The sequence below is a fragment of the Pseudomonas sp. Sample_14 genome (assembly GCF_004307515.1).
Taxonomy (GTDB): Bacteria; Pseudomonadota; Gammaproteobacteria; order Pseudomonadales; family Pseudomonadaceae; genus Aquipseudomonas; species Aquipseudomonas atacamensis.
On the sequence record NZ_RCOC01000095.1, the window covers coordinates 1 to 15,641 of the forward strand.

The following is a 15,641-nucleotide window of genomic DNA, read 5'->3' on the forward strand; positions in this document are numbered from 1 at the left end:
GGTTGGGGGAGGTGGGGGAAATGCCGAAGCTAACTCGGCACTGAGTTGCGGACTGATTTTAGTCGCGTCCCCCAAGCGATTGGGATATTACTTCCATGTTTTGCGATCAATGTGTTCCGGCAAAGAATAGAGAGGATGGTCGAAGCTTGTTATAGGTAACTTATTGATATCAAAGGATATGTCTTTGGAGGGCACGAAAAAAGGGGGCTGAATTATTTCTAGAAAATAAATCAGCCCCTTTAAATTTTTCCGCTCCTCAAATAACCCGGCGGGAGTAGCTTTTGGCGGCGGTATGGGGAGGTAGTGCGTTCAATTCTCACCCGGTAAAGGGTTCCGTTGATAGGCCGTCCGACAGCACTAGGTAGTGCCTGGGTTTATCCTGACCAGCAGTACATTTTGAGTATGTCTCGATTTCAAAGTGCTATCATTGTCAGCTGGGCTATGTAGCTAGCTACTGCGAGGGATGGCATGCAAGATCATGAGTATTCAGTTATAGGTCATCGCAGAAGCACTGTCGGTCGCTATCTAGGCATGCTGGCCACGATTGTTGTTTCCTTTCTCCCTGCGGTTGGGATCGGGCTATCCGATCTTATGGTGCAATTGGGTGTGCCCGAGTGGGGCAAGTACTTCGTTGTGATTCCACTCACCGCTAGCGTGACTTATACAGCCCTTTATTGGTTCTTCAATAAATATGGCTGGCGTCCGTTGAGCTTTCTGGCTCAGGTTCCCAACATTTCTGGGGACTGGAAGTGTATTGGCCAAACATTAAATGATGACGGGACTGTCGCTCACGATTGGGAGGCAGATCTGGCCGTATCTCAAACCTGGGAGAAGATCCGGGTTAGGCTGGAAACTAAATCCTCTGTATCTCATAGCTTGTCGGTTGCATTGATTCCTGAGCCAGATGGCTGCTGGATGTTGATGTATAGCTACGTAAACAAACCGAAGACGGGCAATGCTCATCTCAATGGTCATCAAGGATATAGCGAGATGAGATTTTCAAAAGGTTTGAAATTCGCCAAAGGTGAATACTTCACTGCCAAAGGGCGTGGTACTGCTGGGATCATGACATTTACCAGGAGATAAAAGAATGGGTAAGGATGTTAATCGAAGGCTGACAGATCTTAAATCTCGGCGCCGGGGGAGTAGCAGTAACGTTGTAATGGATAGCATTACTGCGAGTTCGAGGCCAATTTCAGAGAAGTTCGAAACCCGTTCGAGCGGGCAGTGGGCAAAGTATGCGCTAGGGATCATGCAGGAAGTTGATCCGACCTATACAAAAAATTCCGTGGCGGAAGGTGAGAGGGTGAAAAACCAGATCACGAACCGCATTTCTACGGGGGTTAGGTTCGAGTACCAAGGCTCTGTTCCACTGAATGTCCACATCCGAGGTGTAAGCGACATCGACATTCTGGTCCTTCTGGATCGTTACTTGACTATTGATCTTCAGGGGGCTCGGGCGAACACAGCAGATTACTCGAATTGGGTAGGTCCCAGCGGCATTGCTCAACTCGCTAGTCTCCGAAGTGAGCTTGAGTTGGCCTTGACGGCGGCCTACCCAGCTGCCGATGTTGACATTACAAAAGACAAAGCCATTGCATTGTCGGGTGGGAGCTTGTCGCGAAGCGTAGATGTGGTGCCTTCGCATTGGCATGACTCTGCTGCATATCAAGCTAGCAAAATGAAGAAAGATCGTGAAGTGAAGATCTACCAGAAAAATACTGGTGATACTTTTTTGAATAGGCCATTCCTTCATATCGATAAAATAAACCAAAAGGAGGCGAGTACGCGGGGTGGTGCAAAAAAAATTATTCGCATGCTTAAGAACTTGAAAGCGGATAGTGACAATCCTTCGGCGATTCTGGTGAACAGTTACGAGATAGCTGGACTCGTTTATCACTTTGATGATGCTCCGCTATCGGTGCCTGGGTACAATGAACTAGCTTTGGTTGCTGTGGCAAAGCAGCAACTTACTCGCCTAATCGACAATAAATACTGGACAGTATCACTGGTGACGCCGGATGGGATTAGAAAAATTATCGACTCTGAAGAAAAATTCAAATCGATAAAGCTACTGCGAGATGAGGTGAGCGAATTGGGTAGGAATCTGGCAATTGAGCTTACATCGCGTTACTGGATAGATGATCTGGAGACGCTAAAGGCTTTGCGTGAGTCCTATATCGCGGAGTAACAAAGCGACCGTAGCGGAAAAATAAAAAAGTGGGGGCTGATTTATTGTCACAAAAAAATCAACCCCCTTCGTGTTTTGATAGGCGAATTACACTCCTAGCTAATCATTTATCAATGTATATTTATATGGCAATCTAACTAGGGGTAATAAAAATCAAGACGGTAATGAGTTGGTACGGCTCTCAGTGCATCATTGTCTTAGTCAGAATGACATAGGTGCTAATGTTTGAGCGGTGAGGGAAAGCCAAATATATATAGTGAAATTTAGGGGGGGCTAGAGGCTGGCTGGCAGGAATAAAATTGCCATAGTCGATGAATCAAAGTAATATGAGTCAATTTTTATAGTTGTTGAGAGCTAAGCATATGGCCAATGAGAATTTTAAATATATTACTATTGATGGCGACGATGTTGGCCAAAAAATAGCTAGTGCTTACTTTGCAAACAACTCGTTGGAGCTCATGAGGGTAAACGAGTTGGTTCGCAGCAAGACAAAAGAAATTTCTGATTTTTTAGTATCTCAAGGTTTTATTGTTTTGTTTTGCGCCGCGGATGGGGTGGCTGGATATTGCAAAGGGGACGCGCCCACAGACGAGTTTATTTTTGATTCGATAAAATCCCTCGTAAGCCCTGAGCTTGAGTTTTCTGTTGGAGTGGGAAGAGACCTGAGGGAATCATATATAGCGCTACTTTCAGCAAAAAGCAGTGGGAAGGGTTGTCTGCACAATTTCGAGAAGCTTGATCACTATGCTTAAAGTAATTAGCTTCTCTCGCCTGATTAAATATATTGCCGTCCTTACCACATTCATCAGTCTTGGGATCTATGAACTTGCACAAGAGTACTGGAAGGAAGATCTTGCTCTCGTTAAAATTCTTAGTATCGCTCCGTGGGCTGCTATACTAATAATATTGACTGTAACCACTGAGTTTGTTTCAAGAAGGCTTTGGAAGATTTCCAGATGGTTTAATAAGTCTCTGTTTCCTGATATTAACGGATTATGGAAAGGGGAAATAATTACGGAGGATGGGATAAGGATTCCTGCTAGAGCCAGAATCACTCAAACTCTGCTCTTCACACAGATAGATCTGCATACTGAGACCTCTAGGTCAATCACCCTTGAGACCACTCCTGCATTTGAGGGGGGGCAATATATGATTTATTACGTGTATAGGTCTATGCCTCATGACGTAACTCGAGCCTCCTACATTGGCTCCACAGTCTTTTATGTTCGAGTTAAAAATACATGGAATGAAAAATTTATAGAGCTTTCGGGGCACTACTTTACTGATAGAAAAACCATTGGCAGAGTTCGGTTAAGGCAGCAGTCTGAAAGCTCCAAAGATGACGCCTCATTTTACTAGAAACTGAAATCCTCATTTTCTTTGCTTCGGGTGTCAGTTTGTGACCGATAGCCGCCGTTTAGGAAGGGGGCAACTGGCCATAGCGGTCATTCAGACCAAAGATCTCTCACAGTTAGAAATCGTGAAACAGGTCGCATGCCCTGGAAAAAGGGGGCTGCTCAGTTTGGGCGATACATTCCCAAGATGAATTGTCCCATGTACCGGTCATAAAAATCGTAATGGTCTGGATCATAGTGATCGCTGTGTTCGATATAACTTCTGATTTTTATATCAAAGCTATCATTCCAATCTTCGCTCAACGCTTCTTCTAGCTTGTTGTCCGTCAAGATTGGGGCTTCGTCGTGTGGATGCATGTAGTCGACATACCACATAAAAGTTCCACCTTTGTCATTGAAGTAAACGCTTCGAAGTCTCATAAAGTGCTTTTCGGGAAAGGCGAAGCGCTCGAGCAAGTCAAGTTTTTCAACAATATTTGATAGATACATCTCGCAGCTTGAGCCAATACGGTTGGTTATATGAAAATAATACCCTTTATAATTTGCCGTCCAATGATTTGGTCTCTCACTTGCAAAAATCTGCCATCCGGAGGCGCTACGAGGGAAGAAGCGTTGCGCGATATTCCACTGTTGAGCAGTTTTCAGCCTCCGTTCTAGCTCAACCGAATCCCAATAGGCGGCTATTACTGGGGAGTGATTGGATTGTGTGATGCTTTCTAGCCTAGTGACAACGGAAGAAGAGGGTTGTGTTGAGGTTATAAGTAAATATCCATCACATTCATGCTGGGCGCAGCTTGTTATAATGTCGTCCAAATCGTTGACGCCTACGCTTGCGCCGGATACTGCTTTATGCTTGCATTGAATTAGCCATTTTTTTGAAGTCTGCATAAAAATGCTGTTCGTTTCTTCAATACAAACTAGATCTCTACCACCATCTGGCCCACGTCCACTCCAGTAGACTTTGTACCCTATACTAAAAAGTAACTCTCTAACCAAGAGCTCCAGATCTTGTCCGTCATTGGAAAGCTCAGTAAAGTCAAGCATTCTAGAATATTCCTAAAGGAAAAGTGGGGCTGATATATTTTCATGAATAATTTTAAGAATAAATCAGCCGCGTGTTTTCAATTTCTATCAGATGGGGCACTGATTGAGCGACAGCAAGTTGTTATTCCACTTTCCATCTGCGTAGGTGCGCAAGTAGGGAGCGCGGCCAGATTCGCGGACAACACCAATGTTTGCACGAGCACCACTTATCGGGTCGACCACATAAAAAGTATTTGTGCCCGCATCAATGCTGGAATCACTTGCTCGCGAGCCCAGCGCCATTGATTTGCTTGATTTCCCAAGTGAGTTATGTGTTCATGGGAGCTATTTACATTTGGCTTATTAATACACGTTACTTGAGCGTCAGTCATTTTGATTTCCTTTTCACCTTAAGGTAGAGAGAAACTTCCGAACGCCCTTTTCTTGTACTGGTTTCATGGTGCCATAGTCAATACTGCTTTGAGCAACCTTTGGTTTTGTAGACAAACGGAGTTTCAGTTTTTGTCTCATATCAATCGCTGGAAGTCATCAAACGGGAAAAAGGGTACGAAAAGGTAACTGATTTATTTCCAAAAAAATAAGTCTGAGAATCATCTGACAGGCCTCCCCACCTCATGGAGGTGCCGCTGCAAGGTCTCGATAAACGCCGGCGTTTAAAAAGACATCTCCAAACATTCTCTCAGGCTACACACCCTTGCGCCTTTGCCTACAGCTACGCCAGAATCCGCCGGCTTGTGCGCTTTGTACTTGGTCTTTATCGTCTACGTGTCGCTGGCAACCCAGCGACCGGGTTTAGCGACCTGACCAGGTATAAGTACAACGACACTCCAGTTTGTCGCAGACGTTTGCGATGACGATATGGTGGCTGTGCGTGGGAGACCTTCGGGTCTGCCGGGTCTTATACCTCTCGGTTCGCTAACCCGCGCACAGCTGCCACCCTTACTTGTTTAGCGACAGGTGTTGGTGGTTCCACGAGGTATAAAATTGGAGCTTCACCATGATCAAACCAACACCCAACCCCCCCGAAACCGATCCCACGTCTCCCTACGAATCCCTCGATTCCAACAAGCTCCACGAAGCCGCTGACCGCGCGCTTGATCATTACCTGTCGCCAAACAATCTCCTGCCTCCGCCGCGTAAGGCGCGTGGGATGTATGCGGTGACGGCGGATACCAAGAATGAAGAACTGCTGGCGGATGCGAGTGAAACGCTTGCTTCGGCGAAGACGATTGCTCAGGACATTTCCAGTCTGTTGCCGGCGCCGCAGCGGCGGGCGTTGTTGGGGGTTGCTCAACTGATCATGTTGGGGGAGCTGGCGGTGAATCGGGTGATCGATAATCTTGAATTGCCGGGCTAAGACTGACGCCTTCATTCTGCTGCTCTTACCCTCAAAAAAATTACGACAACTGGTGACTACATAGGGGCGGAGCTGGTAACAAATCCGTCCCCAAATCACGTTCTCAAAGCCAGTCCCCAGAGACATTATCTAAAGGTAGCCTGTTGTTTTGGTCGTCTGACTGAATCTCAATTCGCGTGTTTTGCAAAAAAGAGATTGGTCATCCCACAGATCCTTGTGTCTCGACCAATGCGGTTGTGCGCATGTCTATCATCGACGCAGAAGCAACCCATATATGAGCTTTCGGATCTCGGGGAAGGTTCGAAACCCACCAAACTATATTCATCCAAGCTTTTCTTTTGATACCATCGCGCCACCACCAGGGAGGCGATATGGCAAAGCGGAGTGGATTCGAAAAGGTAATCCGAGCAGTTGCCCGGGAGTCAGCAAAACAGCAACGGTTGAATGAGTCAGAGCGTCGCGCGGCACTACGCGCAGCTGATCGTGCCGAACGGCAGCAGCTTAAAGCTCGCGCGATTCGCGAGCGTGAGCAGGTACGATACGATCGCGAATCCGAGCGAGCGGCAAAGCAAAACTACTTGGAATTTCGTGAGCAGGAAGTCCGAGATGGAAACGCAACCATTCGGTCTTGGATAGAAGGGTTGGAATCCATCTTGTCGGCGTCTTTGATGGTAGACGATACCGTCACATTTGATTCCCTTCGTGTTTTGGACAATCCGCTTCCGTTTGCTCCAGCGAAATCACTGACCACCTTTGTCGAGGGCCCTTCTTTAGAGTTCTTCACGTCGAAGGTTCCTCCCTTGCCTTGGTATCTTTCGTTCATACCAAGCTTCAAAGCCAGGCACATCGACCGATTAAGAATTGCCACAGAACAATTCAACTCCAGCGAGGAGGAGCATAAGGCTCTGAATGCCCAGCGCTTGGAAGCGCTGAGAAGTGCACGTGAAATCTATGAAAGTGGTGTATCCGCGCTCCTTGAAAAAAAGGCACTTCGTGATTCCGAAGTCGATGCGTTTCGTTACTCCTACTATGAGGGCGATCCGGAATCAATAGTTGCCTATTGCAGTATGGTGTTAGAAACATCTGATTATCCAGAAGGCTTCCCGCAGAATTTTTCGTTGGCATTCGTCCCTGAATCAAAACAATTAGTGGTCGAATACGAACTGCCTTCTCCGGTAATCATTCCTGAAGTAGCAGAATACCGTTACATAAAATCCAAGGACGAAATTACCACTAAGCTTCGTAAGCCGGCAGAAACGAAGTTTCTGTATTCTGATCTGGTCGCAAGTATTGCACTTAGATGTCTCCATGAGCTTTTCGAAGCAGATCAAGGAGAGTTCATAGAGGTCTGCTGTTTCAACGGCTACATAAACAGTATCGATCCTGCCACGGGACGCTCAGTGCAACCTCATCTCGTTTCTGTGCGCACTACGCGCGAAATTTTTATGGAAATCGATCTAGCGCGAGTCGATCGTGCCGTCTGTCTTAAAAATCTTGGTGCACACGTCTCTCGGGCCCCAAGCGAAGCGCTACCGGTTCGACCAATAATTGAGTTCAATATGGTCGACAAGCGTTTCGTAGACCAGCAGGATCTGGTATCGCAACTCGGTTCAGCCACCAATCTTATGGATCTGAATCCCTACGAATTTGAAGCTCTCGTCGCGAATCTCTTCGGGAAGATGGGGTTAGAGTCAAAGCTCACCCGATCCTCACGTGATGGAGGAGTCGACTGCATTGCTTACGATCCTCGTCCCATATTAGGTGGCAAGGTTGTTATCCAGGCAAAACGGTATAAGCATACCGTCGGCGTCTCTGCAGTTCGGGACCTCTACGGGACAATGATGAACGAGGGTGCCAATAAAGGAATTTTGGTCACAACCAGCGGCTACGGTCCAGATGCGTTCGAGTTCGCTAAAGACAAGCCAATCGAATTGATTGAGGGCGGAGGACTTCTGTTTCTTCTTCAGGAAATTGGAATCGAAGCTCGGATCCTAATGCCCGTTGATTAATTGAAACTCCGCCAAGCGCTTCTGTAATTTAGGCTCTCCGGCCCGAGACTTTTCCGGCACACAGATGTCATCTAATTCCACGGATTGAAGGTTATGTCGATAGTAGTGATCGTATGTGCTTTGTTTTTTGCTGTTCCCGTAGTTCTCGGTCAACTTGCTCGATTTAAATTCTGGCCCCAATTATGGTGTTGGCTTGTTTTCCAGTGCAATGGTGTTAGATCTTGGTCAGTATTGCATTGGGCAGTGTTGGTGTTCGCGGTCGCGACGACTGTGTTTTTTATCTTCGGTGCTTTTGCTATCTCCGGTGTGAAGTTTCAAGCAACTGAGGTTATGTGGCTCTTTACATTTAACTGTATCAGTTCACTCTTCTTTCTTTATTATTACTGGGAAATTCCAAAGAAATGGAAAAGTTATGGTGAGCTAATTAAGGCTCTGGTTGTGCCTGTTGTGGTGATCGTAGGAACACTGTCGAAAATCTATTCTGACGCTGGAATTTCTCAGCTTTCCGGCTTAGCACCGCAGGATCTGTCTGGTGCACAACTTTGGCTGACCCTGATTTTTACTCCTGTTATTTGGATGTTGGCGATTTCATTGGGGTTGGGTTATGCCAGTTTGATTCTTATGCCGTTGATACTTCTCAGGAATCTAGTTTATGAGCATCGCTGTAAGAAAAATTCGACGCAAGAACGAAATTCGGTACGCTCTCTGGACTTTGTGGCAATTTTGGCTGTATTTTTTTCGGGAGTAATGTCTCTAACAATCATGCAAAAAGTCGTGTCTAAAGATTTTTATGAAGTGCCGCTTAGGGAGGCAATCGCGTTCTCCGCTTTTCACCACAGCCCGAGCTACTGTGGGTTGCCAGATGTAAAAGGAGTTTTTATAGCGCCTATGTCAGATAATCGGGCGGCAGTCGCGATAGCTGATGAAAGGCTCGGATACACCTTCGCACCTATTGATTGTTCTCCGAAGCTGAAGAGCGGAGAAGAATTAAGCACCATGATTAAATCGCGGGTCACCGACGCGAATAACGGCGCAAATCTGACTCTCAATCCGCAGAAATGAAATACCACTACGCAGACGCGTTAGGTCGTACGCTGCAAAGCTACGCCAGATCACAGAGGGTTTTGTGGTGGTTGCGCAGTTGTGGTTGGCTGCTGGGGTCTTGAGGTCTTGAGGTCTTAGGTAGTGGGGTTGGCGGCGGTGGCTTTGGTAGATGTGGGCATGATGTTGGTTAATAGTCTGTTTTCGCCAGCAGGCTCGCTCCCACAGGGGGATTTGTGTTTGTTGCGGGAGGGAAGATCAAAAGATCGTCCGATCGCGGCCCGAGCCCTCGGCAGCTCCTACGGTGGGCGGGTCAGTAAGGTTTCCAACCTGGCCAATGGCGGCGCATCCTGGTTGCGGTCAAATACTTGGATTCCAATCTTGAGCAGTCGCCCATTCTCTGCGCTGGCGATCACCTGTTCGCAGCGCAACATAAGTCGCCCTTGATCACATTCAACAGCCTTCATCCCATTCGGCAACCGGCCCTCCAGACGCAGCTCAGCCATCCGGCTCTGCGCGGCAATCAGCGCGATCGATCGATCCCGCAACAGCCCATTACTCTGCGTCATCAACCCGGCCACGCGCACGGCGGCGGACATGGCGACGGCGATGATCGCCAGTGCCACCAGCACTTCAATCAGGGTGAATCCTTCCTCTCGCGTTCGCGCGCGCATACATGGCCCAAAACCAAAACCCAGCCCTCGACGCTAACCCCCGTCCTTGACGGCTTGACGACGGAAACACCCGAGGATTTTCAACATCCCTGACATATCTTCTTGCAACACTGCGCGTCGAATTCGGATCAAGCCAGGGAATGTCGAGATGGATATCGCACCTTTGAACACGCTCAGTCAGTCGCCGCGCATGCCGCGTGGGCAGCAGGGTTTTACCTTGATCGAGATCATGGTGGTGGTGGTGATTCTGGGGATTCTGGCGGCGATGGTGGTGCCCAAGGTGCTTGACCGGCCGGATCAGGCGCGGGCGACGGCGGCGAAGCAGGATATTGGTGGGTTGATGCAGGCGTTGAAGTTGTATCGCCTCGATCACGGCGCGTATCCGAGCATGAATCAGGGGCTGAAGGTGTTGGTCGAGCGGCCGGCGGATGCGAAGAACAGCAACTGGCGTTCGTATCTGGAGCGTTTGCCGAATGACCCGTGGGGCCGGCCTTATCAGTACCTCAACCCGGGTGCAAATGGTGAGGTCGATATCTTTTCCCTCGGCGCCGATGGTCAGCCTGACGGCGATGGCGTGAATGCCGATATCGGTTCCTGGCAGTTGTAAGGCCAGCCGTGAACACAGGTTCGCTCAACGGGGCGAAGCAACAGGGCATGGCGATTATCAGCGCGTTGTTGATTGCCGCCGTGGTGGCGGTGATTGCGGCGGGGATGTTGACGCGTCAGAGCGTGGCGACCCGGGCGCTGGAGGCCGATCAGCAGCGGGTGCAGGGACGGTGGGTGGCGCAGGGTGGTCTGGAGATCAGCCGGCAGTTGCTCTGGGATGCGCGCCTGCGTGATCCCTTGACCCGGCGTGATCAGCCTTGGGCGCAGCCGTTGCTGGCGGCGGGTTTTGCCGGGCGGCTGGAGGACGAGCAGGGCAAGTTCAATCTGCGCAATCTGGTCGCCAATGAGCGCATAGATGAGGCGCAGGTGCAGGCGTTCGCGCGTTTGTGCGAGCTGATCGGCGTGAGTGGCGTTGTCGGCCAGCGCATCCGTCAGCGGGTGATTGCCGGTTATCCGCATCTGCTGAATGCGCAGATTGGCGCGACAGGCAAAGCAGGTTTCGACAGTGGCCGCGCGACGTCGCCGGATGCCGATCACAAACCGCCACCGCCTAAGGTGCCGATGCTGCGCACGCTGGATGATTTGCGCAGTGTTGAAGGCGTGACCGATGCGCTGATCGGCCAACTGGCGCCGTACGTGACGGTGATTCCGGCGACGACGTGGATTAACGGCAACACCGCCACGGCGCAGGTGCTGGCGGCCTATGTGCCGGGGCTTTCGCTGGAGCGGGCGACGGCGTTGATTGCCGAGCGTGACGCCGGGCGCTGGTTTATCAATCGCGGCGATTTTGTGAACCGCTTGCGCATGCCGCAGTTGGAAGTGAGCAGCGTCAAGGTCGGCATCACCAGTGACTGGTTTCGTTTGCGCGGTGAAGCGCGGCGTGATCAGCGTCGGGTCAGCCTCGACGCTTTGCTGCACCGCAGCGAGGATCGGCTGCCGCAAGTGATCTGGTCGCGGGTGGGCGCATGAGCCAGTTGCGCGTTGCGTTGCCGCCGCTGGCGGAGCTGGAGTTGCACAGCGAAGTGAGCTGCGCCTGGCTGGATCGTCAGGGGCAGGTCAGTCGTGAGGAACGGCTGACTTTGAGTCAGTTGGGGCAACGGCCGAAGCAACCACCGCTGCTGTGTTTTCTGCATCCGGCCGACAGCCTGCTCGCCAGCATTGATCTACCGCCGCTGCCCGCTAACAAAACCGCGGCCGCTGTGCAGTGTGCGGCGCAGGCGCTGATGCTCGGTGACAGCAGCCAAATGCATATCGGCCACAGCCCTCGTGATGCGAGTGGGCAGGTGCAGATTGCCTGGGTCTCGCGGCAGCATTTGCAGCGTCTGGCTGCGGTGATCAAGCAGGCGGGGTTGAGTCTGCGCGGTTTGTATCCGGCGCCGTTCAGCCTGCCGGTGCTGCCGGGGGTTGTTGCTTGCGTGGCGGACGGACATTTGCTCCGGCGCGAGAGTTTGAACAGTGCGCAGGTTGAGCCGTTGCTCGGTGACGAAGTTGATGAGGCATCGTTTGAAGCCGGATCAGCAAAACGCTGGATCGGCCCCTTGCCCGGTTGGGGTTTGCACGGTGGTCTGCAGCAAACCGGCGGCGAGCAACGTGGCTGGGGTCGAGCTGTCGGGTGTGTGGCTTTGGCCGTGGCCGTTTGGGTGGTCGGCCTGAATCTGTACGCCGCCCGCGAAGCGCGGCAGGGCCAGCAGCTCAAGGCGCAGATGAGCCAGCGGGTGAAGCAGGCCTTTCCCGAATTGCCGGTGATTCTCAACCCGCTGCAACAGGCGCGTCAGCAACTCGAGCAACGGCAAAAAGGCGCGGTCGATGACCCGGCGCAGAACTTCAATCGGCTGGTGTTGCAGGCCGGCACGGGCATGCCGTTCATGGCTGGCAGTGTCGAGCGCCTGAGCTACCGTGACGGCGCTTTGCAACTGGCCTTGCTCAGCGATGCAAACCGTGGCGGCAACGAAAAGAACTGGCAAAGCACCTTGGCCCAGGCCGGCATCAGCGTCACTGCCGATGACGCAGGCTGGACGCTGCGGCCGAGCGATGAGTCCAGCGCAAACACCAACGAAGACGACGACAGCGGAGCAGACGATGAGTAGGGCGACGCTGGCGATTTACCGTGCGCGCTGGCAGCGCTTCAGCAGTCAGTTGCAGGCGCGTTGGCAGCCGTTGGCGTTGCGTGAGAAACGCATGGTCGCCGGCATGGCGCTGGTGCTTGTCGGTCTGCTGATCTGGCTGACGCTGGTCAAACCACCATTGGCCAGGATCACTTTTTGGCAGAGCGAAACGCCCAAGTTGCGCGCGCAAACCGAGGCGCTGGAAGTGCTGTTGCGCAGCGTCAATGTGCGGCCGCAGGGGCAAAGCGTTGGCCAGTCGCTGGAGCAAAGTCTGCAAGCGGCGGGGCTGGCTGGGCACTACCAATTACAAGCGGCGGAGGGTGGCGCGTGGCAGTTGAATGTCGACGCCGCGCCGGCCGATGCGCTGCTCGACTGGCTGCTCAGCCAGCCGTCACAACTTTCTCTGCAGGTGGTCGAGGCGCAGTTGCAGCGCGCAAGCGCGGCCTCGACCGAAGTCACTGCCGGCACATTGTCAGGCACCGTTCGCATGGATCAGGCGCAGGGCGCTAAGGAAGCTTCATGAAGGAGTCACGCTGCAAACCGGCACGTCTGGCGCTGCCGTTGTTGCTGATGGCATTGAGCGCGTGCAACAGCACCACGGCGCCGCAGAATCAGCCGCCGCTATTGGTCGACAGCGAACTCGGGCGGCCGCTGGCCAACACCCAGCGCAGCGGCGATGCGGTGGCCGATCGCGAACGGGCGCAGGCTCAGGCGCGGCCGGTGCCCAAGCAGTTGCACAACATCAGTCAGCGTGGGCGCAGTGCTGGTGTTGCGCCGAGCAATGCGATCCCGCGCAATCCGTTGGGCGAGCAACCGGTGACGCTGAATTTCGTCGAGGCGGATATTCAGGCGGTGGTGCGTGCGCTGTCGCGGGCCACTGGGCAGCAGTTTCTCGTCGATCCACGGGTCAAGGGCAATCTGACGTTGGTCTCGGAAGGTCAGGTGCCGGCCCGTCAGGCCTACGACATGCTGCTCGCGGCGTTGCGCATGCAAGGCTTCAGCGTGGTCGATGTCGGCGGCGTGGCGCAGGTGGTCCCCGAGGCTGACGCGAAGCTGCTCGGCGGACCGCTCTACAGCGCCGACAAACCGGCCGGCAACGGCATGCTCACGCGCACGTTTCGCCTGCAATACGAAAACGCGGTGAACCTGATCCCGGTGCTGCGCCCGATTGTCTCGCCGAACAATCCGATCAATGCCTATCCCGGCAACAACACCGTGGTCATCACCGATTACGCCGAGAACCTTACCCGCGTCGCGCAGTTGATCGAGAGCATCGACACGCCGAGCGCAATCGACACCGACGTGGTGCAGATCCAGAACGGCATTGCTGCCGACATTGCACCGATGGTGGCCGACTTGCTCGACGCGCCGGGCAATGATCCGACGCAGAAAATCGCCGTGATTGGCGACCCACGTTCCAATACCATCATCATCCGCGCCGGCAGCCCCGAGCGCACCGAGCTGGCGCGCAACCTGATCTACAAACTCGACAACGCGCAGAGCAATCCGAGCAATCTGCATGTGGTTTATCTGCGCAACGCCCAAGCTGCAAAACTTGCGCAAGCCTTGCGTGGTTTGCTCACCGGCGAGAGTGACAGCGGCAGCAGCGACGCGGCGCGGTCGGTGCTCAGCGCGATGGGCAGCAGCACCGGCGGCAATGCCGGGCAGAACGGCCAGAGCAGCACGCCGAGCACGGGCACTTCAACGACGACTGGCAGCGGCGCAAGCGGCGGCAGCTATGCGCAGGGTAGTGGTGGCGGCAGCAGCAGTGGCGGTACGCAGAGCAGCGAACAGAACGTTGCCTTCAGCGCCGGCGGGGTGACGATTCAGGCTGACGCCACCACCAACACGCTGCTGATTTCCGCGCCGGAGCCGCTTTATCGCAATCTGCGTGAGGTCATCGATTTGCTCGACCAGCGCCGTGCGCAAGTGGTGATCGAGAGCCTGATTGTCGAGGTCGGCGAGGACGATGCCAGTGAATTCGGTGTGCAGTGGCAGACCGGTGATCTCGGCGGCAAGGGCGTGATCGGCGGCGCCAATCTGGGTGGCGCGGGGCTCAACACCGGTGCGAAGAACAGCATCGACGTGCTGCCGCAGGGTTTGAACCTTGGCTACGTCAACGGCACGGTCGACATTCCCGGCATCGGCAAGATTCTCGACCTGAAAGTGCTGGCCCGGGCATTGAAGAGCAAGGGCGGGACCAACGTGCTGTCGACGCCGAACCTGCTGACCCTGGACAACGAAGCGGCGAGCATTTTTGTCGGCCAGACCATCCCGTTTGTCAGTGGTAGCTACGTCACTGGCGGCGGGGGCACCAGCAACAACCCGTTCCAGACCGTGACCCGCGAAGAGGTCGGCCTCAAGCTCAACGTACGCCCGCAGATTTCCGAGGGTGGCACGGTGAAGCTGGATATCTATCAGGAAGTCAGCAGCATTGATGAGCGCGCGTCCAACAGCGTGACTGCGGCGGGCATCGTCACCAACAAGCGCGCGATTGATACCAGCATTCTGCTCGACGATGGGCAGATCATGGTCCTCGGTGGTTTGCTTCAGGACGGCTACAGCCAGAGCAATGATGCGGTGCCGTGGCTGGGCAGCCTGCCGGGGATCGGCGCGCTGTTTCGCAACGAACGCCGGGCGATCACCAAGACCAACCTGATGGTGTTCCTGCGCCCGTACATCATCCGCGACAGCGAAGCAGGGCGCAGCATCACCCTCAACCGCTACGACTTCATGCGCCGCGCCCAGGGCGGCTTGCAGCCGGAACGCAGCTGGGCGATGCCCGACATGCAGGCGCCGCAATTGCCAAGCGCCGCGCAAGGCGTGCCAGCGCCGGGGCCGACATCAGGCCCACGCGCCACGATCAAAGCCGTACCGATTGAACGGAGCACCCGGTTTTGACTGAGATAATGACTGTGGCGAGGGGATTCATCCCCGCTCGGCTGCGAAGCAGTCGTAAACCGGGCACATGCGATTCTCCTGGAGAAACCGGTTCTCAAGGTTTGGGTCTGCTTCGCAGCCCAACGGGGATAAACCCCCTCGCCACAGGGGATCTCATTGCCACAGGGGATCCCATTGCCACGGCATCGATTGAAGGGAGCACCCGGTTTTGACTGAGATGATGATTGTGGCGAGGGGATTTATCCCCGCTCGGCTGCGTAGCAGTCGTAAAACCGGTACTCGCGATTTGCCTGTAGAAACCGGTTCTCAAGGTTTGGGTCTGCTGCGCAGCCCAACGGGGATAAATCCCCTCGCCACA

General features: G+C 53.4%; 14 protein-coding genes. 12 read left to right on the forward strand and 2 right to left on the reverse strand.

What is annotated here, in order from left to right; translation table 11 throughout:
* The first annotated feature begins 468 nt into the window (after nucleotides 1–468).
* The 4 genes from D8U61_RS23555 (at nucleotide 469) to D8U61_RS23570 (ending at nucleotide 3,550) form a co-directional block, all read left to right on the forward strand.
* Nucleotides 469–1,086: a hypothetical protein gene (locus tag D8U61_RS23555; protein ID WP_130927739.1), complete on the forward strand. Its 618-nt coding sequence runs from the start codon at nucleotides 469–471 to the stop codon at nucleotides 1,084–1,086.
* A 76-nt stretch (nucleotides 1,087–1,162) separates the two neighbouring features.
* Nucleotides 1,163–2,191: a hypothetical protein gene (locus D8U61_RS28150; protein WP_236249046.1), complete on the forward strand. Its 1,029-nt coding sequence runs from the start codon at nucleotides 1,163–1,165 to the stop codon at nucleotides 2,189–2,191.
* Between the two features lie 362 nt (nucleotides 2,192–2,553).
* Nucleotides 2,554–2,943: a mCpol domain-containing protein gene (locus D8U61_RS23565; protein ID WP_130927740.1), complete on the forward strand. Its 390-nt coding sequence runs from the start codon at nucleotides 2,554–2,556 to the stop codon at nucleotides 2,941–2,943.
* Nucleotides 2,936–3,550, forward strand: coding sequence for a hypothetical protein (locus D8U61_RS23570; RefSeq protein WP_130927741.1), 615 nt, complete (start codon nucleotides 2,936–2,938; stop codon nucleotides 3,548–3,550). Before D8U61_RS23565 ends, D8U61_RS23570 begins: the two co-directional genes overlap by 8 nt.
* Before the next feature lie 158 nt (nucleotides 3,551–3,708).
* On the opposite strand, the gene D8U61_RS23575 is transcribed toward D8U61_RS23570, so the two are convergent.
* Entirely contained in the window at nucleotides 3,709–4,590 is an 882-nt protein-coding gene (locus D8U61_RS23575) for a restriction endonuclease (RefSeq protein ID WP_130927742.1), read from the reverse strand.
* Between the two features lie 997 nt (nucleotides 4,591–5,587).
* On the opposite strand from D8U61_RS23575, the gene D8U61_RS23585 reads away from it, so the two are divergent.
* The 3 genes from D8U61_RS23585 (at nucleotide 5,588) to D8U61_RS23595 (ending at nucleotide 9,018) form a co-directional block, all read left to right on the forward strand.
* The gene (locus D8U61_RS23585; RefSeq protein WP_039763575.1) at nucleotides 5,588–5,947 is read left to right on the forward strand and encodes a DUF6124 family protein; all 360 of its coding nucleotides are present in this window, start codon (nucleotides 5,588–5,590) and stop codon (nucleotides 5,945–5,947) included.
* Nucleotides 5,948–6,318: 371 nt separating this feature from the next.
* Nucleotides 6,319–7,956 (forward strand): restriction endonuclease, encoded by a 1,638-nt coding sequence (locus D8U61_RS23590; RefSeq protein ID WP_130927743.1) that lies wholly within the window; start codon nucleotides 6,319–6,321, stop codon nucleotides 7,954–7,956.
* Nucleotides 7,957–8,049: 93 nt separating this feature from the next.
* Nucleotides 8,050–9,018 (forward strand): hypothetical protein, encoded by a 969-nt coding sequence (locus tag D8U61_RS23595; protein ID WP_130927744.1) that lies wholly within the window; start codon nucleotides 8,050–8,052, stop codon nucleotides 9,016–9,018.
* A 278-nt stretch (nucleotides 9,019–9,296) separates the two neighbouring features.
* On the opposite strand, the gene gspI is transcribed toward D8U61_RS23595, so the two are convergent.
* Nucleotides 9,297–9,671 (reverse strand): type II secretion system minor pseudopilin GspI, encoded by a 375-nt coding sequence (gene gspI / locus D8U61_RS23600; protein ID WP_130927745.1) that lies wholly within the window; start codon nucleotides 9,669–9,671, stop codon nucleotides 9,297–9,299.
* A gap of 148 nt (nucleotides 9,672–9,819) precedes the next feature.
* Here gspI and gspG point away from each other — a divergent pair, with 148 nt between their 5' ends.
* From gspG to gspD, 5 genes are read left to right on the forward strand one after another with little or no spacing between them, the layout of a single operon-like run.
* Nucleotides 9,820–10,278 carry a type II secretion system major pseudopilin GspG gene (gspG, locus tag D8U61_RS23605; protein ID WP_130927746.1) on the forward strand — a complete coding sequence of 153 codons (459 nt, stop codon included), beginning with the start codon at nucleotides 9,820–9,822 and terminating at the stop codon, nucleotides 10,276–10,278.
* Nucleotides 10,279–10,286: 8 nt separating this feature from the next.
* Nucleotides 10,287–11,246 (forward strand): type II secretion system minor pseudopilin GspK, encoded by a 960-nt coding sequence (gene gspK, locus D8U61_RS23610; protein WP_177433364.1) that lies wholly within the window; start codon nucleotides 10,287–10,289, stop codon nucleotides 11,244–11,246.
* Entirely contained in the window at nucleotides 11,243–12,364 is a 1,122-nt protein-coding gene (gene gspL, locus D8U61_RS23615) for a type II secretion system protein GspL (protein WP_130927748.1), read from the forward strand. The genes gspK and gspL overlap by 4 nt, the downstream gene beginning before the upstream one ends.
* The gene (gene gspM, locus D8U61_RS23620; protein WP_130927749.1) at nucleotides 12,357–12,905 is read left to right on the forward strand and encodes a type II secretion system protein GspM; all 549 of its coding nucleotides are present in this window, start codon (nucleotides 12,357–12,359) and stop codon (nucleotides 12,903–12,905) included. The genes gspL and gspM overlap by 8 nt, the downstream gene beginning before the upstream one ends.
* Nucleotides 12,902–15,283, forward strand: a complete 2,382-nt coding sequence (gspD, locus tag D8U61_RS23625) for a type II secretion system secretin GspD (RefSeq protein WP_130927750.1) — start codon at nucleotides 12,902–12,904, stop codon at nucleotides 15,281–15,283. Before gspM ends, gspD begins: the two co-directional genes overlap by 4 nt.
* The last annotated feature ends 358 nt before the right edge of the window (nucleotides 15,284–15,641 follow it).

Bases quoted from the DNA above. Each gene is read 5' to 3' on its own strand.
- gspI (WP_130927745.1), bottom strand. From the start codon at position 9,671: ATGCGCGCGCGAACGCGAGAGGAAGGATTCACCCTGATTGAAGTGCTG.
- gspL (WP_130927748.1), top strand. From the start codon at position 11,243: ATGAGCCAGTTGCGCGTTGCGTTGCCGCCGCTGGCGGAGCTGGAGTTG.
- D8U61_RS23565 (WP_130927740.1), top strand. From the start codon at position 2,554: ATGGCCAATGAGAATTTTAAATATATTACTATTGATGGCGACGATGTT.
- D8U61_RS28150 (WP_236249046.1), top strand. From the start codon at position 1,163: ATGGATAGCATTACTGCGAGTTCGAGGCCAATTTCAGAGAAGTTCGAA.
- D8U61_RS23555 (WP_130927739.1), top strand. From the start codon at position 469: ATGCAAGATCATGAGTATTCAGTTATAGGTCATCGCAGAAGCACTGTC.
- D8U61_RS23570 (WP_130927741.1), top strand. From the start codon at position 2,936: ATGCTTAAAGTAATTAGCTTCTCTCGCCTGATTAAATATATTGCCGTC.
- D8U61_RS23575 (WP_130927742.1), bottom strand. From the start codon at position 4,590: ATGCTTGACTTTACTGAGCTTTCCAATGACGGACAAGATCTGGAGCTC.
- gspG (WP_130927746.1), top strand. From the start codon at position 9,820: ATGGATATCGCACCTTTGAACACGCTCAGTCAGTCGCCGCGCATGCCG.
- D8U61_RS23585 (WP_039763575.1), top strand. From the start codon at position 5,588: ATGATCAAACCAACACCCAACCCCCCCGAAACCGATCCCACGTCTCCC.
- gspD (WP_130927750.1), top strand. From the start codon at position 12,902: ATGAAGGAGTCACGCTGCAAACCGGCACGTCTGGCGCTGCCGTTGTTG.
- gspM (WP_130927749.1), top strand. From the start codon at position 12,357: ATGAGTAGGGCGACGCTGGCGATTTACCGTGCGCGCTGGCAGCGCTTC.
- D8U61_RS23590 (WP_130927743.1), top strand. From the start codon at position 6,319: ATGGCAAAGCGGAGTGGATTCGAAAAGGTAATCCGAGCAGTTGCCCGG.
- D8U61_RS23595 (WP_130927744.1), top strand. From the start codon at position 8,050: ATGTCGATAGTAGTGATCGTATGTGCTTTGTTTTTTGCTGTTCCCGTA.